At 45.1% G+C, this 23291-nt stretch carries 20 protein-coding genes; 6 read left to right on the forward strand and 14 right to left on the reverse strand.

From position 1 onward, the window contains the following. Positions 1-17 precede the first annotated feature (17 nt). Both G8O23_RS09805 and G8O23_RS09810 read left to right on the forward strand, forming a co-directional pair. Positions 18-1667, forward strand: coding sequence for a Na/Pi cotransporter family protein (locus G8O23_RS09805; protein ID WP_166364272.1), 1650 nt, complete (start codon positions 18-20; stop codon positions 1665-1667). Between the two features lie 127 nt (positions 1668-1794). Next, complete coding sequence (locus tag G8O23_RS09810; protein ID WP_166364274.1) at positions 1795-2397, forward strand: MarC family protein; 603 nt, start codon at positions 1795-1797, stop codon at positions 2395-2397. Positions 2398-2440: 43 nt separating this feature from the next. Here G8O23_RS09810 and G8O23_RS09815 read toward each other — a convergent pair whose 3' ends face one another. From G8O23_RS09815 to porW, 11 genes are all read right to left on the reverse strand, one after another. Next, positions 2441-2971, reverse strand: a complete 531-nt coding sequence (locus G8O23_RS09815) for a sugar transferase (RefSeq protein ID WP_166364276.1) — start codon at positions 2969-2971, stop codon at positions 2441-2443. Positions 2972-3109: 138 nt separating this feature from the next. Continuing rightward, positions 3110-3703 (reverse strand): rhodanese-like domain-containing protein, encoded by a 594-nt coding sequence (locus G8O23_RS09820; RefSeq protein WP_166364278.1) that lies wholly within the window; start codon positions 3701-3703, stop codon positions 3110-3112. Between the two features lie 28 nt (positions 3704-3731). Continuing rightward, entirely contained in the window at positions 3732-4940 is a 1209-nt protein-coding gene (locus tag G8O23_RS09825; RefSeq protein ID WP_166364280.1) for a YeeE/YedE thiosulfate transporter family protein, read from the reverse strand. A gap of 70 nt (positions 4941-5010) precedes the next feature. Then, a complete protein-coding gene (locus G8O23_RS09830) occupies positions 5011-5529 on the reverse strand; it encodes a YeeE/YedE thiosulfate transporter family protein (protein ID WP_166364282.1) in 519 nt (172 codons plus the stop codon). A gap of 52 nt (positions 5530-5581) precedes the next feature. Beyond that, positions 5582-6640 (reverse strand): rhodanese-like domain-containing protein, encoded by a 1059-nt coding sequence (locus G8O23_RS09835; protein WP_166364284.1) that lies wholly within the window; start codon positions 6638-6640, stop codon positions 5582-5584. A gap of 8 nt (positions 6641-6648) precedes the next feature. Then, positions 6649-7305, reverse strand: coding sequence for a cytochrome b/b6 domain-containing protein (locus G8O23_RS09840; RefSeq protein ID WP_166364286.1), 657 nt, complete (start codon positions 7303-7305; stop codon positions 6649-6651). A 23-nt stretch (positions 7306-7328) separates the two neighbouring features. Continuing rightward, positions 7329-8912: a tetrathionate reductase family octaheme c-type cytochrome gene (locus G8O23_RS09845; RefSeq protein WP_166364288.1), complete on the reverse strand. Its 1584-nt coding sequence runs from the start codon at positions 8910-8912 to the stop codon at positions 7329-7331. A 139-nt stretch (positions 8913-9051) separates the two neighbouring features. Beyond that, entirely contained in the window at positions 9052-10245 is a 1194-nt protein-coding gene (locus tag G8O23_RS09850) for an ATP-binding protein (protein ID WP_166364290.1), read from the reverse strand. 87 nt (positions 10246-10332) lie between these two features. After that, positions 10333-10758, reverse strand: coding sequence for a tRNA (adenosine(37)-N6)-threonylcarbamoyltransferase complex ATPase subunit type 1 TsaE (tsaE, locus tag G8O23_RS09855; RefSeq protein WP_166364292.1), 426 nt, complete (start codon positions 10756-10758; stop codon positions 10333-10335). A gap of 7 nt (positions 10759-10765) precedes the next feature. Beyond that, complete coding sequence (gene porX, locus G8O23_RS09860) at positions 10766-12316, reverse strand: T9SS response regulator signal transducer PorX (RefSeq protein WP_166364294.1); 1551 nt, start codon at positions 12314-12316, stop codon at positions 10766-10768. Between the two features lie 6 nt (positions 12317-12322). Further along, positions 12323-15007, reverse strand: coding sequence for a type IX secretion system periplasmic lipoprotein PorW/SprE (porW, locus tag G8O23_RS09865; RefSeq protein ID WP_166364296.1), 2685 nt, complete (start codon positions 15005-15007; stop codon positions 12323-12325). A gap of 262 nt (positions 15008-15269) precedes the next feature. Here porW and G8O23_RS09870 point away from each other — a divergent pair, with 262 nt between their 5' ends. From G8O23_RS09870 to G8O23_RS09885, 4 genes are all read left to right on the forward strand, one after another. Further along, complete coding sequence (locus G8O23_RS09870) at positions 15270-18047, forward strand: DUF3352 domain-containing protein (RefSeq protein ID WP_166364298.1); 2778 nt, start codon at positions 15270-15272, stop codon at positions 18045-18047. Positions 18048-18153: 106 nt separating this feature from the next. Next, the gene (locus tag G8O23_RS09875) at positions 18154-18390 is read left to right on the forward strand and encodes a DUF4834 family protein (protein ID WP_166364300.1); all 237 of its coding nucleotides are present in this window, start codon (positions 18154-18156) and stop codon (positions 18388-18390) included. Between the two features lie 19 nt (positions 18391-18409). Beyond that, a complete protein-coding gene (locus tag G8O23_RS09880; protein WP_166364302.1) occupies positions 18410-19333 on the forward strand; it encodes an ATP-binding cassette domain-containing protein in 924 nt (307 codons plus the stop codon). A 152-nt stretch (positions 19334-19485) separates the two neighbouring features. Then, entirely contained in the window at positions 19486-20439 is a 954-nt protein-coding gene (locus tag G8O23_RS09885) for an ROK family protein (RefSeq protein WP_166364304.1), read from the forward strand. 18 nt (positions 20440-20457) lie between these two features. Here the strand turns inward: G8O23_RS09885 and G8O23_RS09890 are convergent, their stop codons facing one another. The 3 genes from G8O23_RS09890 to G8O23_RS09900 all read right to left on the reverse strand — a co-directional run bounded on the left by G8O23_RS09890 (position 20458) and on the right by G8O23_RS09900 (position 23280). After that, entirely contained in the window at positions 20458-21324 is an 867-nt protein-coding gene (locus tag G8O23_RS09890) for a hypothetical protein (protein WP_166364306.1), read from the reverse strand. A 57-nt stretch (positions 21325-21381) separates the two neighbouring features. Continuing rightward, a complete protein-coding gene (locus G8O23_RS09895) occupies positions 21382-22242 on the reverse strand; it encodes a DUF4296 domain-containing protein (protein ID WP_166364308.1) in 861 nt (286 codons plus the stop codon). 99 nt (positions 22243-22341) lie between these two features. Beyond that, complete coding sequence (locus G8O23_RS09900) at positions 22342-23280, reverse strand: PorP/SprF family type IX secretion system membrane protein (protein WP_166364310.1); 939 nt, start codon at positions 23278-23280, stop codon at positions 22342-22344. Between the last annotated feature and the right edge of the window lie 11 nt (positions 23281-23291).

Genomic DNA, 23291 nt, shown 5'->3' on the forward strand with positions numbered 1-23291 from the left:
AGCAGAATTGGGTTCTGATGCTAAGCGTTGGGCTGCTAGGTGGCCTTGCCCTGTTCCTTATGGGAATAAACCTTATGAGCACTGGGTTTAGACATAGTGCGGGCGAAAAAATCCGATCGGTGCTTGGTACCCTAACGCAAAACAGGATATATTCAACCGGATTTGGTGCATTTATCACCATGGTTACCCAAAGCAGTAGCGCCACCACCGTTATGCTGGTTGGGTTTGTGCAATCGGGGCTATTGAAGTTTAGGCAAACCATTGGGATGATCTTTGGTGCGGCCATAGGAACCACCATCACCGTGCAGCTTATTGCATTTAGAATTGCCGACTACTCTCTACTGCTCGTTGCCCTGGGGTTTGCGCTTAATGCCTTTGGCAAAAGGGAGGGTGTAAGATTTGCAGGCGAAGCCATTCTGGGTTTCGGAATTCTTTTCTTTGGGATGCACCTCATGAGCGAGGCGATGTACCCGCTCAGAACCTTCGAGCCCTTTATCGATTTGCTGGGCAAGCTGCAAAAACCCATTCTGGGAATAATAGCTGGTACCATTTTTACGGCACTAATACAAAGTAGCGCCGCATTTATTGGAATTATGCTAACCCTGTCCACACAAGGGCTACTAAGCCTTGAGGCTGCTATCCCCTTGCTGTTAGGCGCCAACCTAGGAACATCAATTACTGGAATAATTGCAGGTATTACATCAAGCCGAGAGGCTCAAAAAGTGGCCATGGCCTACACGCTTTTCAAGCTGGTGGGTGTAGTAATTCTGGTTTGGATTATTGACCCCTTTGCTCAACTGGTGAGATATATAACCCCCGATACCATAACCATTGGAACCAACGTAGCAGTGGAGAATACTCCTCGATTGATTGCAAATGCTCACACCATTTTCAATGTTCTTCTCACTTTGGTTGTGCTTCCGTTTACGAATGTTTACGCACGATTTATCGACTGGCTAATGCCAGCAAGGCCACCCAAAAGCCCAACCTTCTCAACAAAATTTATCGACAAAAATTTGCTTTCCACACCTACCATTGCCCTAAAGCTGGCTAAGCAAGAGGTAATAAGGCTAAGCGAGATTGTGGATAGAATGGTAAATGATATCATTACACCCTTTGTGGCCAAGGACAAATCGACCCTAAGCCGTATTGAGCGCGACGAGGTAAAGGTTGACTACCTTAGGGATCAGATTAATGCATACCTACTTGACCTTACCCGACAAGATGTTACAGACCAAAGCATACAGGAGGCTTTTCAGATAATGTACGCCGTAAAGGAGCTGGAACAAATTGCCGACATTGTCTCGAAAAACCTTTTGGAACGGGCAAAGTGGTGGTTACAAGTTGAGCATGAATTCTCACCTGAGGGGAAAAAAGAGCTGCTGGAGTTTCACCAGCTTACCCAAAAGCAGCTAAAAAGGGCAAAGGCTGTGTTTTCGGATCTGAACCTTGAGAAGGCACAAAAAATGGCGCGAAAATACCAGGAGTATAAAGACTTTGGCCGTGAGCTGGAGCGGCAGCACTTCTCGCGGTTAAAACAAGATGTGAACAAGTCGGTTGCCAGCTCCAAAACCCACCTCGAGCTGGTGTCGATGTTCCGAACCATAGGTAGCCACGCCAACAACGTTGCCCAAATTATACTGGAGTGGCCTAGCAACAGGGAGTAATATCTCCAAAATATTATATGTTGGATAGGTAAACCTATTGGCTATAAATCGGTCATAATGGTTGTAAAACAGTTACCCTCATCATCTTAAAAAACACAGCAATTACTCACTACTAGCACTGCGCACCATGGATTACAAACTGTTAATGGGTTGCTTTGTGGCTTTTGTCGCCCTGGTAAATCCTTTTCAAAAGGTTTTTGTGGTAACCTCGCTCCAGCAGCAGTTCGATGTTAGGACCACCCGCTCAATTTCGGTTAAGGCCACTTTCACTGCATTTGCAATTCTACTCTTCTTTCTACTAGTTGGAAATGTGGTTTTTAACTACGTGTTCCGAATTGAGCTCTTTGCCTTTCAAATAACCTGCGGAGTGGTTCTGTTTTACAACGGCATCAATGGGTTGCAAAAGGGAATGTTTATTAAGCTTGACAACAATATGACGATGAAGGATATTGTTACCGTGCCCATTGCGTTGCCGATGATTGCCGGCCCAGCAACAATAACTGCAGCAGTAACCTTTCCTGCGGAGTTTGGTAAACTTTTCACCATTATATCGATGGTGGCAGCGCTGGGGATAAACCTAATATTTATGCTGTATGCAAATGTAATAGGCAAGGTAATGGCGCGATACAACATGATGAACCCCTTGATTAGAATTTTTGGACTTATTGTGGCAACCATTGGGGTACAAATGGTGTTCAATGGCCTGAAAAGTTTTATTGCTTCTATATAGTGGAGGGCGATAAAAATTAAGGACTTTCTGTAAGTATTTAAAGTCAGAATTTACGGAGGATAAGCTTAACGAAAACATATGCTGTTTGGGCTACAATGCCAATATCGAGCCACAAGTTCCACTCTCTAACATATCTAATATCATCCTCTATACCCTCGGAAAACTCAATCTTTTCGTAGGGGTTTTTAAGCTGCCGAAGGCAGGTGATGCCAGGCTTCACAGCCAACCGTTCGCGCTGCCAGGGCATATACTGTGCAACATGCTCGGGGGTATGTGGCCTTGGGCCAACCAGCGACATTGAGCCAGTGAGGATATTAATGAGCTGGGGTAACTCATCGATATGTGTAACTCGAAGAAAAGATAAGACTTGTTGCATTCTACTCCCCGGTTTCTCGGCTAGGGTTTTTAACTTAATAATTCTGAAGTGCCTGCCATTCTTACCTACTCGCTCCTGGACAAAGAAAGGATTTTCCCATAAACCAATCCAAAGCCATAGGCAGATAATGAGAAGAAAGGGGAAAAGGATTAGCAATAGGATGAGGGCCAAAAATCTATCGGAAATATTCTTAATCAACAGCACGGCAACAGCAAGTTTCTTTGGTTAAACAGTAAAAATTGATACCAAAGATAGCACAATATGCTGGCAAACCTAAGCCCTTTTCTTGCATATGCTAGAAATTTGGTGACCAATTGTTAAATCCATAGAAGAGTGCTAACACCCACCACGCGGCACCGACACATCTACCACCACCTCATCGTTGGCTGGTTGCGATGATTTTGCTCCGTTGGGCATAAGCGTACCGTAGCTATGGCGCATCTTCTCGTCGGAGTAGTGAAAGAACGATGGCGTAGGGTTCTTAACCACTCGATTGTTGGCAATTTCGAAACCTCCATTGAGCACCTTAAACCCATAAAAGCCATTCATCGTTAGCAGGGCGTTAGCCCGTATGGCTTCAGCCTCACTATTTGCATACAGCACCTTCAACTTATCGCTGCGCCCCTCTATATACTCGGCATAATCGCTGTGAAAAAGTTTGCTCAAAGGTACATTTATGGCGTTGGGAAGATGACCCTGTTGGTACTGCTCATCAGTTCTAATATCGATAAAAAGGATATTGGGATCATTAGACCTAACTGCCAACGCCAGATCGTAGAGCGAGAATGATGACTCCAAGCTAACCATCATCTCCATCTGCTCCTGCACGGAGTGCTTGTAGGGCGATGTAAGTAGCTTCTTACCCACCATCGACAGAAGGAGAATACCTGCAATTATGCTTATAACAATAGTTAGTATATGCTTTTTCATGGCTTATCGGTTTTTTATTTTGATAGTTCTAGCATCCTCCTCTGGCCGCAGCGGTTTCGGAGAAATCAATCTTCGGGCTGGGCTCAGCCTTTTTGGCCTCCAGAGCTCCCTCGCGGAAAGCCTTTTTGGCACGCTCGCGGAACCTGTAAGCAAATTCTGCCTCCATCTTAAGATTGTTGGGCATAGTATTGTTCTCAAGTATATCGAACAGTCCATTTAGTCCGCCCTCCATAACGTAGATATTTTTAAACCCCATACGACGTGCGGCGATCCAAGCCTTCTCTGCAAGGGCGGTACCATTGGAGTAAAGTATTACCTTTTCGCCCTTAGGCGATAGAACCTCTCGCCACCGCTTCCGGGTAATCTGCTCGATGGGGATATTTACCGATCCGGGCAGGCTAAACTCTGCGGCATCGGATCGTGAGCGAACATCAACGAGTGTGGCTGGATGGTAATCGTTTAGCAACTTAAAGGCAACCTCATCGGGGTGTACGTAGTGGCTTCCGGCGAGTATCTCATCCTGTAGCTGTTCCTTGTCGATCTCATTTACACCGGTAATGCTTTTGAATGGGGTAAAGATTAACACCACTCCCATAAGTAACGCGATGCTAATAGGCAAGAAGTAGCTCGTTCCCTTGGTATCGGCCAAACCGTTCTCGGGGTCAACCTTTGCCTCAATCATTGCGGTAACACCAAAAGCAATTAGCGCAATAGCTATAAGAAGAAAGGCAAACCAGCCAGCTGAAATTCCTAAAGAGTCGAAGATAAACAGACGACCAAGATTACCGCTTACGGAAAACTCCTCGATTAGAGGGAATGCCTCACCGTAGAGAGTAATACCTAGAAAAATTCCGATGAGAAACACCATAGCATCGACCTTGCCAATGGCCGCTGCGGTTACGCTTGTTCCCGGACAATATCCTCCCAGAATAAACCCAAACCCCATAACCACACCACCCACTATGGCTGGCCAGATAAATGTTGGGTTTACGTAAACCAGCGACATATCAATCCACCCCAGGTAGTTCATGGCAAATACCCCCACCATGGCGGTAACACCTGCGGTAAAAAACACGCGTAGCACGGTAAAGTCGTATCCGTAAAAAACGCCTGCCAACCTACGAGACGAGGAGAACCCAGCAGATTCGAGGACATATCCAAATGCTATTCCAATAAGTAGGGCAAAAACAAGATCCCATTCCATTCCAATAATTCCTTGTGGTATAAGTGGTCCCATAGCAAAGGGTTGTTTTGTAGTAAGATGTTTTTAACTGTGTTTTGTATGATCGATATATAGACCTAACTTATTAAATCCATAGCTTACGGAAGAAATAGGCAACGGCGTAGCCTGAGCCAAAAATTGCCATCATGGTAATTATTCCTCCCGTTGACATTACTGCCATTCCGCTTAGCGCAGCACCACTGGTACAGCCTCGGCCAAGCTGAGCCCCAATGCCAAAAAGCATTCCGCCTAACAGGGCAAAACCAAGGCGAGTGCCAGCGTTAACACGCGGACCTCTCTCTACTTTAAACTTCATCCTACCAGAGAGAATGCCCGAAAGCAAACCACCAATAAGCACACCCAGCACTTCGATGGAAAGCCATGATTTCAGGGGATGCGTTTCACCCGACAGGTTGGGCCCCCAAAAGGTTGACTCCGCTGCATGCTCGGGGGCAACAGCACTAACAGTAACCGTGGCCAAATCTTTAAATGCTCCGCTGGCACCAAGTCCCCGACCCGCTATAAATATGGCCATTAGCAGCACTAGGCCTAGCAGAACACCTGCTAGGTATGGATTGATGTATTGGCTTTTTGACTGTTCCATGATCATCTAATTAAATTTTGGTAACCCAATATTTACTGCCTACAATATTAACTTAACAACCACCCCTGGGAACTGCAACCACCTCAACCTTCTCAAGGTTTTGAGGAGCACCACTACCCGAGGAAACAGGCAATCCATATATCTCCTTCTCGGTAAATGCATTACCCGTATTCTCCTTAACCATAACGCTATGCATAAAGCTATTGGCTCCATACACAAGGGTTAGGGCATCGTAACCAAGCAATCGTAAGTAAGCTGTTACAAAGGCACTATGCTGACCTGTAAAGCAGTACACCACAATACTTTTATCCGTTGGTAGGGTGTTTAGCTGCTCCGATCGCTTCAGCGATTTTTTGGGTTGATACTGAATTGCTCCGGGGATATGGCCAATATTATACAACGGTTCGGGCCAGTAGTTGGCAATGTAAAAATTTTGTCCTGCCTCAAATAGCGTGTCGGCTGTAATGGTAATTGGACTAAAGTCCTCGGCAAAAAGCATATGCGCTCTTTCTCTCAGAATGGCAAAGCCATAGCTCTCGGAGGTTACTATTTTCGGAAACTCACCTGCCGGGTTCTTTCGGTTGGCTTCGCGCTGCAGCACCTCGGAATATTTACTGGATCTACGCGCCATCCAGCGCTTTTGTGCGGTGTCGTTATGCCAGCTGCTAAAGCCCCATTTTAAGGCATACACATTGTCGTAACCCAAAAAACGGAGTATCGATGTAGCATACGATGCAGTTTGCCCAGCATTGCACACCATAGCAATTGCACTAAAGCAAGATGGATTGATTTTATTCTCGAAAAAGTTTAGCACCTGCGTAAATGGTACATTCACGGAATTGGCTATGTGTGCCGACGCAAACTCTTCGGCGCTACGCATATCTATAACCAACACGTTGCTGTCGAGCTTGGCATATAGTTCTCCAGCCGAAATCATTGCAGGCACCTGTGGGCTGTTTATAAAATCACCCGATCGCTCAATGTAGGTAATCAGCGAGTCGAATGCTACTTCTGGTGCTAACGCTGTATAGCTTTTCTGCTCAACACCTCCACCACAAGCCGATAGTAAACCAGCAACAACAATGAAATAAGTAATCTTTCTAACATCCATAGTAAAACTTATTTAGATTTCTCTGATTGCTCAACTGTATTCTCCCCTTCGTCTTCATCATGGTCCAGCTCTTCCCAACCGGTAATCATAGCCTTAATGGCTGCAGTGGGTTTGTGACCAGTAGTTGTTAGGTACACATGGGCAATTACAAATGCTATTAGCGCAAAGGCACCTATGGTGTGGATAATTGCTACCAATTCGAGGTTTATCATGTCGATGGATTGAATCTCACCCCCTGAGGGGTACTTGTAGTAGTAGTACAAGAAACCAGTGATAATCTGTACCGGTATGGCGAAAATCTTTAATCCAAGGTAAACCATCCTTTGCAGGGGATTAAACTTATTGTAAACCGTTTTCTTGGTTGGGTGCGGTGCTCCCTTAAAAATTCCGGTGATATAGTACTCAACCTGAGCTTTAATAAACTTGGTTGTGGGGATATATTGTCGCCACTCGCCCGTGGTGAAATGCCAAAAGATGGCAAATACTATGAGCCAAACCAACGCCCATAGGGCGTAGTTGTGCCAGCGCACAGCGGCATCAAAACCCATTAGATCGAACGAACCATGTATTTCGAATCCAGTTACTGCCAAAAAAAGGATAAGGAAGGCCTGGCTCCAGTGCCAAAACCTTTCAAAAATCTTGTAAACATATGTGAGCTTAGCCATTGTGATAGTATTTCGGAGGTTAATTACTGATTACGTTTACGAGCCATTACAATGCGTAGTGTTCCGTGGAAAAGCACCCCGCCCAGCGTACCCAGTATTAATAGGATGCCGATTATATCAACAGTAGCGCTCCGGTCGCGCCCAGGCATGTAGAAATCGGTTAGCCCCTCAAGGCGTGATCCCTCGCGGGTATGGCAATCGGTACAGCTTAGCGCCATTTCCTTGGGCGATACCATATGCGAAATGGGCAGGTACATTTCGGTTTCTACAAACTCCCACTCGCCACTCCAAGGCAAACCGGCCAATTTCATCCCCTCTGTTAGCGATGCTTCCCAATCGAAATCGACCCAAAGTCCTCCCTTACCTGGCTCCTTATCCCAAAGCTTTGCCTTCAGTACTCGTTGGTAATTGGGGTCGAATGGTTGTTTGCCTCGATGGATTTTCACTGGCCATATTTGTGCTTTGGAATCGTTGTAATCGCCAAAAAGAGTATTGATTTTAACTGGAAACTCGGTAATTGTGTCGCTAGCTAACATATGATCGGCTTGGCCGTTAAACCAAACGTACTCTGGTGCGGCATTGCTCTCCCAGTGGCCTGTACCCTTTATGGATTGGTACGAAATACGCCCTGTTGAATCCATCATCTCGTATGGTTTGCCATCCTGCAAATCGCAAGCGGTGGACCAGTCCCAGTACATCTTAGTTGGATTAACCTTAGCATAGGTTGGAATGTGACAGGTTTGGCACGCAACCTTTACCGTGTGCTCGTTGAGCTTGCCTACGGCATGGGGCTTTACTCCATGGCACTGCGTACAGGTGGCACGGTTATAGTCGTTCGATGCCGTACCGTAATACCGGCCTTGCATAACATGGTTTTGGGTTTTGTGGCAATCGGTACAGCTCATATCCATACCCTCACGATTCATATGTACGTCCACATCGCGGGTGGTGTTGAGCAGAGCCTCCTCGAGATGACCATGCTTTATGTTATTACCCCCAGCGCTATAGAAGTGACAGTATCCGCAGTTATACTTTGTGGGCATACCCACATTGGCTGTAATAAAGTTATAGTCGGGAGCAAATGGACCATCGACTGGTGGGTAACCTGCTGCTCCTCCGCTGGCTTTCTCGTAGGTACGTGTATTATCATGGCATACTAAGCAGTCCATATTGTGCTGCTGGGTAAAATCGAAGCCATTTTCGTCCCAACCATAGCCAGCATGGCACTTATTACAGGTAGACTCGCTACCGCCAATACCTGTACAGAAGTTGTTTATCAGATTCTTTTTACCCAGATAAACAACACCGCGCCCTTCGATAAAAGCCTCTCGCTCCCACAGCCAGTGGTGATTATTTAGCAATTCCTCACCTCGCTCGGTATGGCATGAAAGGCAAGCCTGGGTAACCTCCTGCGGCGAATTAAACTCCTTTTGCAGCTCGGCAAGCTTACCATGGTCAACAGCCTTCTTTGGCTTATTCCCAACTTCAACCTTAAGTGCTTCCAGAACCTCGGGGTTCATCTGCTTTGGCTTGTCGAGTATGGCAACTGCAATAAATATTTGGGGTATTAGCACAATGGCCAGAAAGGGGATCAACTTGTTCTTCATTCGATTACAAGTTTGGTTAACAACTCGTGTAACAATATATGCAAATATATCGAAATATAGAAGTTAAAAGTTGCGAAGACACATACAAAAATGATATGGTGTCGAAAATTTAGAACGATTTTAAAGAACAATACGTGGGCTAATACAAAAGCCCAAGTGTCCATAAAGGAACATTATCTTTAGCCCCCACCTCATATCCATCAGCAAAGGTATAGATAATCCTATCGGTTGGTGTTCTGCGTATCCTTTGGTTTAGGGTAGAGACCACCATATGCCAGTTTGAATCAATCTCAAAAGTATTCCTATTAATCAGCGTAACCGGATAAAGTGCACTAAGATGATTCAGAGCAAAGCCATGTGCCACGGTACTTCGGTTGGGTTGAATGGTGGCCAGCATATTTGCCATATTTGTATTGCTTAGGTAAACCCTTTCGGGCTTTTGCAGTATGCTAATGCTAACCCCAGCCGGATATATAAGGCTTATAAGTTTTGCTTTCTCCAGATGAAAAAAGTAGCCAATAAGGGTATTCCGGTGTACACCAACCTCCTCACTTAGCTGAACCAGGTTGGGTTTAAATGGTGCATTCTGCGCAATAATGTTTACAAGTTGCCTCACCTTGCTTGTGTTCCGCGGGTCAAATCCTTCTAGGGACTTCATATCGGTCTCTATCGTAGCGTTAACAAAACCTTCGAGATGCCGCTTGTACTCCTCGTACGAGTCGTTGGCAACGGGGTAGCAACCTCGAGTTAGGTAGTCGTCGATATGAAGGTTTGGCGAGAACTGCTGAATATGCTCAGTGGCTATCTCGATGTGCGAATCGAGAATTGTTTGCAAGTCGTATCGAGGTAGCTTGGCAATCCCCTTAAAACTAAGGTACTCGCGAAACGAAAACGTGCTAAGGTTATAGATAATCGCGCGTTGGCTGAGGTTGGCGTAGTGCTTAACCATCTCAATGGTCGACGATCCGGCAAAGGCTATTCTTAAATCGGGGAGAGTTTCGTAAATGTTTTTAAGCTCCAACGACCACTGTGGGTGTTTCTGTATTTCGTCGATGAATAGGTGCTTGCCACCCCGGCTGCGAAACTCAACGGCAAACTCGCGCAACGATTTTCCCGCCAGGTATATATCGTCCAATGTGATGTATAGAGCTTGAGGGTCGAATCCGTAGTGCAGCTTTATTTGCTGCAACAAAATGGTAGTTTTACCTACACCCCTAGGGCCAATTAGTCCAACCAGCGGCTTATTCCAATCGATGGTGGGCTGTGTTGTGCGCACAAAGAAGGTTGGGATACCACTAACAAGGTGATTCGATTTTAATCTTAATTGCTCCATTGAACTGCTATTTCAGCAAATATATAATATATTTTGATAATAGCAACAGCAAATCAGTTATTTAAGGTTTGCTTTTAAACCAAATGGCTATTCCATTAGATTAATATCTCTACCACCGTCGTCTCGCACACTAATCAGAAATCGCATTACCCCCTCGGTGGGTAAAATATCCTCAATCAGTTCGGGCCACTCAATTAAACAAAACCCCTGCGATGAGTAGAAGTACTCCTCGTAACCAAAATCGAAAACCTCTTCGAGCTTATTTATCCTGTAAAAATCGAAATGGTAAACAGGTTCTCCGCTGGTAGTGCTATACTCATTTATTAAGGCAAAAGTGGGACTCACCACCGTATCGGTTACTCCCAGCACCTTACATATAGATTTTATAAGGGTAGTTTTTCCTGCGCCCATAGCTCCATATAAGCAAACAATGCGGTTAGGATGAACGACCTTTAGCAACTTCGCTGCTGCATCATCCAAATCGCTAAGACTATTTATCTGAATCGTTTCCATACGGTTTTTAAAGTGGTTTTAGCTCAACAAACGGTATTAACATCTCCTCAATGGAAATGCCGCCGTGCTGAAAGGTATCGCGATAATAACTAACGTAGTAGTTGTAATTGTTGGGATAAGCCAAAAAATCGTTGCCAAGGGCAAAGATATACGAAGAGCTCACGTTGGCTTTGGGCAAATGCGCCTCCTCGGGCTTGCGAACCTCAAAAACCTGTTTTGCGTTATAGTTTAAGTTCTTGCCCATCTTGTACCTTAGGTTAGTTGAAGTGGCCCGGTCGCCCACAACCTTTATGGGATTTTTAACCCTAATGGTACCATGATCGGTAGTAATAATCAACCGCACCCCATGGGCTGATGCCTCCTTAATAAGAGCGAATAGGTCGGAATGCTTAAACCAGCTACGGGTTAGGGAGATGTATGCGGCCTCATCGCTGGCTAGCTGACGCATCATCTCCATCTCGGTGCGGGCGTGCGAAATAACATCGATAAAGTTGTAAACCAGTACCGACAGGTCATTTTGCAACACCTGTTTAAGGTTTGAGCCAAATAACGATCCTGATTTAATTGTGCTGGCCTTCTCGTACTGCATCTTATAGTTCTTACCCAAACGCTTCATTAGCTGAGTTAGCAGCTCCTGTTCGAATAGGTTCTTGCCTGTATCCTCCTCATCGAAAACCCACAAGTCGGGAAAACGCTGCTGAATCTCCATGGGCATTAGGCCTGCGAAGAGCGCATTGCGAGCATACTGGGTTGCCGTGGGTAAGACACTTGAGTAAAGCTCCTCGCGCTCAACTCGCCAGTAGGGTGCTATTAAATCTTGAATGGCCATCCACTGGTCGTACCTAAAGTTATCAATAACCACCAGCAATACCCTATTCCCTTTATCGATGGTTGGAAAAACTAAGTTGCGCATTACGTTATGCGACATCATAGGTTTGTCCTCCGCATTGGGGCCGAACCAGCTTAGGTAGTTCGATTTTACGAATTTACCAAACTCGTTGTTGGCCTCGGACATCTGCATTGCGAAAACCTCGGCTATACCCGAGTCGCTAGACTCGGCAAGCTGCATTGACCATTGCGAAAGCTTTCGATAAATTTTGGTCCAGTCGTCAAAAGTGCGTGCCATACCTATCTGTTGACCAATGGCACCAAAGGCCTGCTGATAATCTGAGGTTGTTTTCTCGCTAATTAGCGTATGCTGATGGACGTTCTTTTTAATGGAGAGCAATATCTGTTTAGGGTTAACGGGCTTAATAAGGTAATCAGCAATTTTAGCGCCAACGGCCTGATCCATAATGCTCTCCTCCTCGCTTTTGGTAACCATTACCACGGGTAGGTTGGGCTTTATCTCCTTAATGCGGGCAAGGGTTTCCATGCCTGTTAGGCCGGGCATATTCTCGTCGAGAAAGACAAGGTCGAAATTTTGAGCCGATACCATATCCAGCGCATCCTCGCCATTTGTTGCTGTGGCAACAGCGTACTCGCGCTGTTCTAAGAAGATAATGTGCGGTTTAAGAAATTCTATCTCGTCATCAACCCAAAGTATGGAAACGGCCATCACAATTTAATTTAAATAGTTTTCGCGGAAAAAGTTTAGGTAGCCCGCTACGGATTTATCGCCCTTGAAAACCTCAAGGTTATCTCGGCTTATCACCACGTATGAGTAATCGGCTTCGGGAAGCCCCCCCATAAGCCCCTGCTCTGCATTTACCTTTATGAAGTACTCCATGGCCTCCTGCCTGCTCTTAAAGCTCTCTACCTGTATTAACACCACAAAATCGGTTAGCTCGGTGCTGGTAACGTTCAGGTTAAGGTTAATATAATGATCGACATTGAACGACACCAAATTGAACCTGAGCTGATTTATAGGTGAGTTTTTAGGCACTATGGCCAGAAACAGATGCTCGCCTTGTGGTGTGCTATACCCAACAACCGGTGCGGTTACTCCATCGGCTGGTTGTGACTCTCCAACTTCATCTGGCTGAGCTGATGCCAGCTGCAGCTCACGCTGGTCGAGCATTGTAATAATGGTTGCCGCAGACTGCGCCACCTCGCTTTGTGGGTACTGCTCAATAACCGTGTTCAGCTCGGCCCTATATGCTCTTATGTTGCCCGACCGCCCCGCGCACTGAGCAATGATGAACTGAAACATGGGGGCAACATCGGAGTCGGCATACCTACTCAACCCCTCACGAGCCATACGGGTTGCATCGTTACATTGACCTTGTCTATAAAGTTCGAATGTATTCTGATAGTACTCCTCCCTTAACCTATTTTCCTTCTGAAGATTCTCAAGGTAGTTTGGGTTACTTAGCATCAACGCGTAAGTACTATTGGGAAACTGAGAAATTAGCCTTTGCTTATGGCGTTCCATTTGGTCGGGCTGCTGGTTAAACCTTGCAATTTGGTATAGGTTATAGTAAGCCGACAGCGTGAATTCACTTTGCGGATAACGCTGAGCTAGAAGTTCGTAAGCCTTTATTGCCTCAGGATAATCCTTAAGTTGATTCTCGTAGGTTTCGCCTACCCTGAAGAGGGCTTCTTGAATCTGCTCATGCGATTGAGCCAGCAGGGAATCATTCAAGGGGAGATACTGCAGGTAAAACTCGCGGCTTTTGTTATCAAGCACCTTGGCCGGCATACCCGATGTATCGGTGGCTGAGGTTTGGGTTTGCGCTAGGGTCTGATCGAGGGCTTCACGCTTATTAGAGCGCCTCCAGTTATCCTCAAGCTTGCGCCTTCCCCAGCGCATCTGAAATTCCGACAGCCCATAGCTTAACGACGATTGGTTGTAGAAATACCACTTACCACCCTGGTCGGGCTGAGTGCGCCCCCGCTGGGTTTGCTGGAAATGCGCAAACCTATCGCGGCCTTCACGTTCCTCTTGCCTTAACCTTTCCTCTTCCTCACGAACTGCCTTTATTAACTCAGCAATAATGGCATCCCTTTCCCGAGGACTCATGGCAGCAACCCTTTGCAAACTATCCTCGCGCGAAACTATATTCAAATTCTCAACAAGTTTATTCAAATTCTGCGCCTTCACCTCAAGCTCGGTATACCCGGGAAAATCTTGGTCGAGGGCATGGTATGCGCTGTCGTAATAGGCTTGACTCTGAGTATAGTTTGGCTTCTCGAAAAAGTAATCGGCAAGGATAAGGTACGAGAGCCCTTTCTGATGATTATTATTTACACTCTTTTGCGCCGATAGCTGGTAGTACTCAATGGCCTTGTCCATATTGCCTCGGGTTTGCTCAATGTTGCCAAGGGCAAAGTATATCTGATCGAGAAACTCGGTGTTCTTTTCGTCGTTAGCCATTTTGTTTAGCTCTCTAACCATCTCGTTACCGCTGCCTCGCCCCTGAAAGTTTGATGCTATGTTAACCCTTGCATTAAAGCTCATTTCGTATGAGGGATTGGCTCTTATAACCCTTTGGAAGTAACGGTTCGATTCTGCAAACTTTTTCTCAATTTGATAAAGCTGGGCAAGCAAGAACATATAACGGGTACGATGCTCCTTATCAGGGGCATTCTCAAGCGCTCTCTCCAAATACTTTATGGTTTGTGGAACATTCTCCTGCCTTTGGTAAAGCAAGGCATATGTAGACTCAAGTAGATGCCTGAAGTGCTTATCCTTGGGATATCTCCTGTTTGAAGATAGTGCCCTCAACCGATCCTCGGCTGCAACAAAATCGTTGGCCAGAATATCTAGCCTAGCAAGCCAAATTTGCGACTCGTAAAAAATTGGAGTTTCCGGAAACTGAACCAAGTTGTACTCTAAGGTCATCCGTGCCTCATCATACGCTCCCTTCCATGCACGGGCTTTACCAATTAAAAGCCAGCCCTCACGAACCCACCGCACAAACTCATTCTGGTTGTAAAACTGTCGTTCCTTGGGGCTTTGCACCCCTCTCTTTCGCTCGGGTTTTACGGTAATGGAGTGGCGACTAATCATGTCGGTACACTTAGTAATTGCTCTGTCCATATCGCCGCCCACCATGCTGGCCACCTGCTTATCGCCAAGCAACAGCACCGGCAACGGAAAGGTATAGTTGTAGCTAAAACTTTCCTCAACCCGATTCAATGCGCTATTGTAACTCTCCTTGGCGTTAAAGTAGTAGTTATACCTTGAAGTAATATTATGATAGGTTCTTGTAACTGGTGTGTTCTTTTGGGTAGAACACCCGCTAGCCAATGCAAGAACAAAAAGTAATGTAGTGAATAAAAACCTATTGAGTTTATATTTTATCATTAAACAACAGCTATTTGGTATACAAACTAAAATGATAACAAGTTATTATTTTTAATTTTGCTAAAATACGCAAAAAAGAGGGGAAACAATATTTACAGAGAAATTATGGTTATAACTTTCAAATGATTATATTGAGGGGCTTAGCGGTTTTGCTATCATCTTTCAACTTTGTTTGCACACAATCTACCGTTAGATTTTCAGGCCAATACTTAATATCTTTGCATCGCAACATTAAATTCTATCTACACACATCAAGCTGTTAATGAAAAAAAAGGTTTTATTCATACTGTTGGGGTCTGCTGCTGTTGCTGGGTTAATTTTAGGTACAATACTACTATTTGTTACACTTGGTAAAGGCGAAACATCCGAGGCAATAAACGCCATACCTGTGGATGCAGCTGTTGTGGTAAAAGTTAGCAGCTTGGAACAACTTTCGGGGCAACTTCACCAAGGTAATACGTTTTGGAACGCCATAGGGAGCCTTTCAATGGTTTCGAGGGTGAACCAGTTTTTTGAATTTGCCAACAAGCAAAAGGCCTCATCCGTTATTTTTGACCAGATGGTGATGAACTCCGAGTTGTTCATGTCGGTTCATGTGATTGGCAAAGGAGTTCCTGCAACGCTTTTTGTTGCCAATCTCCCCGAGCGGGTAAAGGCTGCTGAGGTAAGTAGCCATATTGTCGCAATAGCAGGTGCAGACTACAAGCTAGACGAAAAGGAATATAACGGAACAAAAATTCACACCCTCACGCACAGAACCAACGACGAAAGCAATAGCTACTCCTTTGCCACCCGGCATGGAGTTTTAATTCTTAGCCAATCGCTTCTGCTGGTTGAGTCATCGGTTGGGCAGCTTAGCAGCGGACTATCGTTAACCCACGATAAGAGTTTTGTGGACGCCTACAAAACTGCTGGAACTAGGGTTAATGCCAATGTGTTTGTAAATCACACAAAACTCCCAACTGCTTTTGCATCGCAAATTCACGCCAGCAAGCAAAATGGATTTAGCTGGCTGGCCAACACGGGACGATGGACTGAACTCGATCTCTCGCTGCGCGACGAAGCTTTCTACCTAAACGGATTTGCTCAGGTTCCCGATTCGCTCAACGTTTTTTACAAAGTATTTACCAAACAAAAACCAGTAAAAAACGAGGTTACCAGCATACTGCCTGCTCAAACAGCGGCATTTGCTAACCTTGGTATCTCAAACCTTGATGTCTACTTAAAATCATACCGAAACTTTATAACAACCCAAGGAAGAATTAATGCCTACAACAACAGGCTTGATGTATTTAAGAGAGAAGTTGGTAGTGATGCTGTTGAGCTTTACTCAACCATTTTTGGCAAGCAGCTGGCCCTAGCTTTCATTCCCTTTGAGGGTGAACCCTACAGCAACTGCTGGTTTATTGCTGCCCAAGTACAAAGCCAAAGCTTGGCTCGCCAGGAGTTGACCAAGGCCATTGAGGTTTATGCAAAGAAAAGCAATCAGCCAGTAGCCTCATTCGAAAGAGTTTTTAGGGTTGACCGGGAGAAATCTGTAAAGATTTACAAATTTCCAAAGCCGGGGTTACATAGCAGTATCTTTGGGAGTCTTTTTTCAATAGCAAACGATCAATACTTCACGTTTATCGATTCGTACGTTGTTTTCGGTTCTTCAGTTCAGGCGCTATCGCGGCTTATACTGGCCAACATTCACAATAAGCAGCTCGATGTGGAGCAAAGCTTTGTTGAGTTCTCCAAAGGGCTAGCATCGGAGTCGAACTTCACAGCATACATTAACCCATCGCGAGCAGAAATGCTCTATGGGCAGATGTTAAGCCCTAGTGCTGCGGCAAGGCTCCTATCGCGAATGGAAACAATTGAAAAGATTCAGGGCATTGGATTTCAACTTACGGGCGGAAAGAGTATGATTTTTAACAATATCACAGCCCGCTACACACCCTACTCCATTGATGCGCCCCAAACAGTTTGGGAAACTAGGCTCGATACTTCATCCGCCATGAAACCACAGCTGGTTGTAAACCACAGCACCCAGAACAGGGAGATATTTGTGCAGGATAATAAAAATACCATTTACCTAATTAACGATGTAGGCAGAGTGTTGTGGCGCAGGCCTTTGCCAGAGCCCATCATGGGAGATGTTCATCAAGTTGATATATATAGAAATGGTCGCTTACAGTTCCTGTTTAACACAAAAAACAGGCTATACCTTATAGATAGAAATGGTAATAATGTTGATGGATTCCCCGTAACATTACGATCGCCTGCAACAAACCCTGTGGCCGTTTTCGACTACGATAACAACCGTAATTACAGGTTCTTTATTGCAGCAGAGGATAGAAGTATATACGTTTACAATAGGCAGGGAAACACAGTAAGCGGTTGGGATTTCGACAAGTCGGAGAGGTATATAACTCAGCCAATACAACACTTTAGGAGTGGAGGTAGAGACTACGTTGTTTTTGCCGATGAGAACAGGATTTACATCCTTGATCGCAGGGGTAACGAAAGGGTAAAGCCCGACAAGCACTTCGCAAAGGCAGCCAATAGCATTGTAGCGCTCGACGAATCGACAGGGAAACCCCCTCGGTTTGTAACCACCGATACACTTGGTGTAGTTCGGCATATATCGCTTAGCGGTAAGGTTAGTGAGGTTCTCCTAAAGCGATTTAGCCCCAACCATTTTTTCGATAGCCAAGATGTTGATGCCGATGGAACCAACGACTTTATTGTACTCGATGGCAAAGAGCTTTTCGTTTACAAATCGGACGGCAAGTTGCTTTTCTCTAAAAAATTCAAGGAGGAACCCCTAAAACAAGTGATATATTTTCATTTTGGGGCACGTGATAGGAAGTTGGGAGTTGTATTGCCAGAATCATCGCAGATATACCTTGTTAATGGCGATGGGGAGTTCTACAAGGGGTTCCCGCTAAAAGGGGTTACCCCATTTAGTATCGGACGGTTTGCCAACACTAAATCTACATTTAACCTTATTGTAGGCTCGTCAACAGGCTATATACTAAACTATGCAGTGCAGTAATTTTACCATTTTTTAGCTGCCTGCTACCTTAAGCAATTAAAAGACAATGGCTAAATTTGCCAATTATGGCTCAAAGGCAGCTGTAACCAAATAACTACTTAACGAAATGCTTATTCTACTTCGATTTTTTGCCATAGTTTTTCTAATATTCTTCCTAATCACACTCATCTCGCGATGGGCTCTCCGTAGGTTTTTTCGTAAAATGCAGAATGCAAGCAACTCCACATCCTATCAGCAGAATAGACGCCCCGAGGGAGATGTTTACGTTAGCAAAACGGCCCAACAGGATAAGATAGTGGATAAAGACGTTGGTGATTACGTAGACTACGAAGAAGTTGACTAACTAAACAAACATTGCATGTATGGCTATTAAGGTACAAAACGTAACCAAACTATTTGGTAAGCAAAAGGCTCTCGACAATGTTTCGTTTGAAGTGCCCAAGGGTCAGGTTGTTGGTTTCTTGGGCCCCAATGGGGCAGGCAAATCTACCATGATGAAAATAATCACTGGATTTATTCAGCCTACCTCAGGAAACGTAGCGGTTAATGGCATAGCCATATCCAACGAAAGCCGCGAGTACCGAAACAATATTGGCTATATGCCAGAGAACAATCCCTTATACACCGAGATGTACGTGAAGGAGTATCTTCACTTTGTGGCTAAAGTCTATGGGCTTGGCCGATACGGAAGTAAAAGGATAAAGGATCTGATAGAGCTTACGGGCATAGGGTACGAACAGAATAAAATGATTGGTGAGCTGTCGCGTGGTTATAGGCAGCGAGTTGGGCTGGCACAGGCGCTACTTAACCGGCCATCGGTTCTTATTCTCGACGAACCAACCAGCGGCTTGGATCCCAACCAAATTGTTGAGATCAGAAAAATTATTGCTGATGTGGGCAAGGAAAAAACGGTGCTACTCTCAACCCACATTATGCAGGAGGTGGAGGCAATTTGCAGCCGGGTAGTTATCCTAAACAAAGGAGTAATTGTAGCCGATGGGCTAACTTCCGATGTGATGCAGCACGGTAACCTAGATCAACAAGCAGTTAGCATTGAGGTAACATCACCCATCACTGCAGAGGTATTAAGTAAAATAGATGGCGTGCAGCTCGTCGATCGGGTTTCCAACGATGGCTGCCAATGGATCATAAAATCATCTAGCAAGGAGGATATCCGTCCTGCAATTTTTAACTTCTGCGCTCAGAACGGCATTACGCTAATTACCCTCAACCAAAAATCTATACACATGGAGGAGGTTTTCCATTCGCTAACTCAATTTCAGTAGCAGTAGGTGACACTTATCACGGTTATATTAGTTGCTTATTATTTGAAATTAAAGTATTTTCGCACCCTCATATTTTAAGATGAATCAAAATTCAATTTTTCGTTTTTTTGCGAATTTGAATAGCGATTACGAACATTAGTTGTTGAGGCTTGATGAAGAAAATAGTAGCGGGTGTCGACATTGGGGGCACAAACACAGTTATAGGCATAGTAACCCAACAGGGCGAATGCATTGGTGAGGTATCGTTCCCCACCCAAGAGGATAACGACTTTACCAGCTTCGTTGCTCGAGTTGCCTCACAGATAAAGAAACTACTTTCTACACTGAATACTGAATACTCGCTGGTTGGGGTGGGCGTAGGTGCGCCCAACGGATCATACCGGACTGGCGAAATTATTGATGCAGCAAACCTACGCTGGAAAGGCACGCTCCCTCTGGCTAGCGAGCTAAGCAAGCTGCTTAACGTACCCGTAAAACTTACCAACGATGCTAACGCCGCTGCCATTGGCGAAATGCAGTTTGGCGATGCAAAGGGAATGCAAAACTTTGTCGTTATCACCCTGGGTACAGGTTTGGGTAGCGGCATTGTGGTGGATGGGAGGTTGGTACTTGGTGCTACTGGGTTTGCAGGTGAATTTGGCCATTCATCGGTAAAGCCGTGGGGCAGGCAATGTGGGTGCGGAAAGCAAGGCTGCCTCGAAACGTACGTATCAGCTCCTGGCCTCAGACGAACTGCGTTTAAACTCCTAGCCGACTCCATTGAGCCTAGCACATTAAGAGGTTATTCGTACGAAAGCCTTACCGCAAAAAAAATTGCTGGATTTGCCCAGCAAGGCGATAGCATTGCCCTCGAGGCCTTTGAGTATACAGGCGCTATGCTTGGGATGAAGCTTGCCGATTTGGTAACTATTCTTAGCCCCGAGGCAATCTTTCTATTCGGGGGGTTGAGTGGTGCGGGCAGCGTAATTTTTGAACCCACCAAGAGGCATATGGAGAAAAACCTGTTCCCCATCTTCCGAAATACAGTAAAGCTGCTTCCGTCGGGACTTAAAGACAAAAACGCCGCTGTACTGGGTGCAGCAGCGCTAATTTGGCAAGATCTTTAAAACACCAAGGCGTATTTCCTACTCAAATACCCTGTGAGTTCTATTTGCTGTTCGGTATATCTCGTACCGCCAAGCCTGATAGTCAATCAAATTATCCTGTGAGTCGTAAACCCTAAGCCCCTGCAAACGATTATCGCGCCGATAAACAAACTCCTTACGAAGCGTTGTGTTGCTTACGTTATCTTTAATTACCTTCTCAACAATGTTGTTGTTCTCGTCGTACATATACGTGGTATGGGTAGATTTTTGAGGCAAATTGAATTTTTGTACATCCAAATGTTCGCTTGCCATTCTGCCTAAAGTATCGTATTCCACTACTCGCTTAAGGCTCATTATTGAATCGGAAGGCACAGCTCTACGACCCCTTACCCTGCGTTCAATTTCGGTGTTGTGCTCATCATATTTATGTCGCGACCTAAAACTCCTCTTACCATCCTTATTGTATCCGGTAGTGCGGGTTTTATTACCTGCGTCATCGTAAACGTACTCTTCGCGCACAAGCAGTGCAGTATCGCTATTGTTTACCGTATACACTAATAATGTACTAAGCAGCTCGTTGCTGTACTCAAACACCTTAAAATACCTTAACTTCTCTTTTATAAAGAAATCGGTTTTCACCTTGGTTAGCCCATCAAAGTAGTGCCAACGGTAGTTGTCGGGGTAACGGGTTTCCCAGTTGTAGTCTATCTCGGTATGTAATCGCCCTAAGGAGTCGGAAATTAGTTGCCCTATGGCAAAGTACTTGCTAGTTCGTTCGCCATCCTCAATTACGTAGCGCGAGTTTACTGTAACGCGATAGATGTTCTGAGGTTTTTCGCCCTGAGCGTATATTCCAGCCGTTAGGCTTATCATTAGTAATGTGAATAAACACTTCTTTGCATCCATAACCATAATGTATTAAATATTGGCGCTAAGATAAAGTTTTTATTAAAGCTAACTGCTCTACTCCACCTCTTCGAGCTCTAGGGCTCTAACCCGGCTGTAACTAGTGTCAATTTCCATTGGTACTCGCCGCATATCGGGTCGCAGTGGCGCAAATGGAGTAAAAGCTAGGCGTATATTGCTTACTTGCGCGAACTTTTTCCAATCGCCATCCTGTTCTACATGCCCCATAATAACACCTTCAATATGGGTGTAAGTCGAGTCCTTAAGTGTAAGGGTAAGGCTTAGGCCCATATCTCGGGCGCTCTTGCTATATTGCTGTTTGAGCACGTTGTACCTAATGCCCGATGAGTCGCGAGCAAACCAAATTGATGCGTACGGATCAATTGATTCGTCGTTTGGCAAAACCTTTACTTTAGCCGTAAGGCGATAGTTGCCATCGCCCATAATGGGTATTCTAAAGAACACGCTATCCTGGTCGCCATCGGCAGGGAAAGCATATGCCTCTTTCAACTCCCATAGATTGTTGGGGTCTCTGGCAAACTTTACCGTATCAACTTTCTCCACCTTATCCTGAGTCATTTTTGCCTTGTGCTCGGCTTCAATCTGAGCCAGGTAGTTAACCACCTTATCAAGCACCCTATCAAATTCCTTTGGATTATTTAGATAATAGTCGATGCTTCGTGCAAATTGCTCATCGCTATAGCCCAGCTGTGAGAATATGGGTCTGTAATATTCTATTGAATCTCGTTTTGAGAACTTGTAAGAGTAGTGAGAAGTACTAACTATAGCATCGGTTATGAAAACCTCTGCAAGTATTTTCACCATATCCCTATCGGGTATGGTTTCTGGCTTGCATCCTGCGAATGGAAGTGCGAGTAGGGTTGCTAGTAATATTATTGAAACTTTTTGCCTATACATAAACAGTGCTGTGTAAAAACGAATTACGCTGAACTTTCTTTAGCACACAAGGCAAGCGTAAGCCTGCCTTGTGCTATAACGGTAATTATGCCGATATGATTATTTCAGTTTATCGAACTTATAACCAATCATTATTTCATGCGAACCTGCGCTGTGGGGCCTAAGCTCGGTTAGCGAATAGTCGAACGAGTAGCCAAAGAGGTACCGATCCTGGTAGTTGTAGCCAAAGAGTAGCGATATACCATCCATCCAGCGTAACGATATTCCTCCCCAAAACTCTTTTCGGTAGGTTACCTTGGCGTTTAGGTCAAACTGAAGTGGGCTTCGGATCATATACTTCACCAGCATCGAGGGCTCAATATCAAAATCGCGGTTTAGGGCTAACATCATCCCTCCCATAACCATAAAGTGCTGCCTTAACCTGTTTACACCGTAGTAAGTTTGCTCCTCACCTTCGATGATCCTGGATAGCTCCGACTGGTATAGCTTTTGCCCCAAAAGCTGGTGTGCGGAAATTCCAGCAAAGAAACGGGTGTCGTAAACCATAAAACCTACTGATGCATCGGGGGTAAAAATGGATTTTGTGCTAGTGTATATAGCAGGGTCGAGCATGTCGAAATTTTCGCCATACTCAAACTTTGACCCGTCGGCACGGAACATCAAAAACCCAAGCGACACACCACCCGAAACCCTTAGCCCGTTCTGAGTGATCTGCATATTATACGAATACGAGAATAGACCACCTGTTCGGCCAATAGGCCCAGTAACATCATGGTAAAAGCTACCGCCAAAACCCATATCCTTGGAACCGTGGGGGCCGTATGCGCTAATGCTATGGGTTTGCGGATAATCCTCCATACCAACCCACTGAAAGCGGCTATTGTAGCGAATTTGGTAGTAGTTAAAAGTACCCCCAACCGCCGGATTGACCATATACGTGTTTAGCATGTACTGTGTGAACTGAGGTAGCTGCTGTGCACTGGCTTCCGAAATTATCAGAAGAAGTGCTGCACTGGCTATTAACGCTATCCTTTTCATATCATTTAGTT

The organism is Perlabentimonas gracilis, assembly GCF_011174675.1.
Lineage (GTDB): Bacteria > Bacteroidota > Bacteroidia > Bacteroidales > Tenuifilaceae > Perlabentimonas > Perlabentimonas gracilis.

Excerpts from the sequence above, each read along its gene's own strand:
- G8O23_RS09805 (WP_166364272.1), top strand. The coding sequence starts at position 18 with ATGCTAAGCGTTGGGCTGCTAGGTGGCCTTGCCCTGTTCCTTATGGGA.
- G8O23_RS09810 (WP_166364274.1), top strand. The coding sequence starts at position 1,795 with ATGGATTACAAACTGTTAATGGGTTGCTTTGTGGCTTTTGTCGCCCTG.
- G8O23_RS09820 (WP_166364278.1), bottom strand. The coding sequence starts at position 3,703 with ATGAAAAAGCATATACTAACTATTGTTATAAGCATAATTGCAGGTATT.
- G8O23_RS09825 (WP_166364280.1), bottom strand. The coding sequence starts at position 4,940 with ATGGGACCACTTATACCACAAGGAATTATTGGAATGGAATGGGATCTT.
- G8O23_RS09830 (WP_166364282.1), bottom strand. The coding sequence starts at position 5,529 with ATGGAACAGTCAAAAAGCCAATACATCAATCCATACCTAGCAGGTGTT.
- G8O23_RS09835 (WP_166364284.1), bottom strand. The coding sequence starts at position 6,640 with ATGGATGTTAGAAAGATTACTTATTTCATTGTTGTTGCTGGTTTACTA.
- G8O23_RS09840 (WP_166364286.1), bottom strand. The coding sequence starts at position 7,305 with ATGGCTAAGCTCACATATGTTTACAAGATTTTTGAAAGGTTTTGGCAC.
- G8O23_RS09845 (WP_166364288.1), bottom strand. The coding sequence starts at position 8,912 with ATGAAGAACAAGTTGATCCCCTTTCTGGCCATTGTGCTAATACCCCAA.
- G8O23_RS09850 (WP_166364290.1), bottom strand. The coding sequence starts at position 10,245 with ATGGAGCAATTAAGATTAAAATCGAATCACCTTGTTAGTGGTATCCCA.
- tsaE (WP_166364292.1), bottom strand. The coding sequence starts at position 10,758 with ATGGAAACGATTCAGATAAATAGTCTTAGCGATTTGGATGATGCAGCA.
- porX (WP_166364294.1), bottom strand. The coding sequence starts at position 12,316 with ATGGCCGTTTCCATACTTTGGGTTGATGACGAGATAGAATTTCTTAAA.
- porW (WP_166364296.1), bottom strand. The coding sequence starts at position 15,007 with ATGATAAAATATAAACTCAATAGGTTTTTATTCACTACATTACTTTTT.
- G8O23_RS09870 (WP_166364298.1), top strand. The coding sequence starts at position 15,270 with ATGAAAAAAAAGGTTTTATTCATACTGTTGGGGTCTGCTGCTGTTGCT.
- G8O23_RS09875 (WP_166364300.1), top strand. The coding sequence starts at position 18,154 with ATGCTTATTCTACTTCGATTTTTTGCCATAGTTTTTCTAATATTCTTC.
- G8O23_RS09880 (WP_166364302.1), top strand. The coding sequence starts at position 18,410 with ATGGCTATTAAGGTACAAAACGTAACCAAACTATTTGGTAAGCAAAAG.
- G8O23_RS09885 (WP_166364304.1), top strand. The coding sequence starts at position 19,486 with ATGAAGAAAATAGTAGCGGGTGTCGACATTGGGGGCACAAACACAGTT.
- G8O23_RS09890 (WP_166364306.1), bottom strand. The coding sequence starts at position 21,324 with ATGGATGCAAAGAAGTGTTTATTCACATTACTAATGATAAGCCTAACG.
- G8O23_RS09895 (WP_166364308.1), bottom strand. The coding sequence starts at position 22,242 with ATGTATAGGCAAAAAGTTTCAATAATATTACTAGCAACCCTACTCGCA.
- G8O23_RS09900 (WP_166364310.1), bottom strand. The coding sequence starts at position 23,280 with ATGAAAAGGATAGCGTTAATAGCCAGTGCAGCACTTCTTCTGATAATT.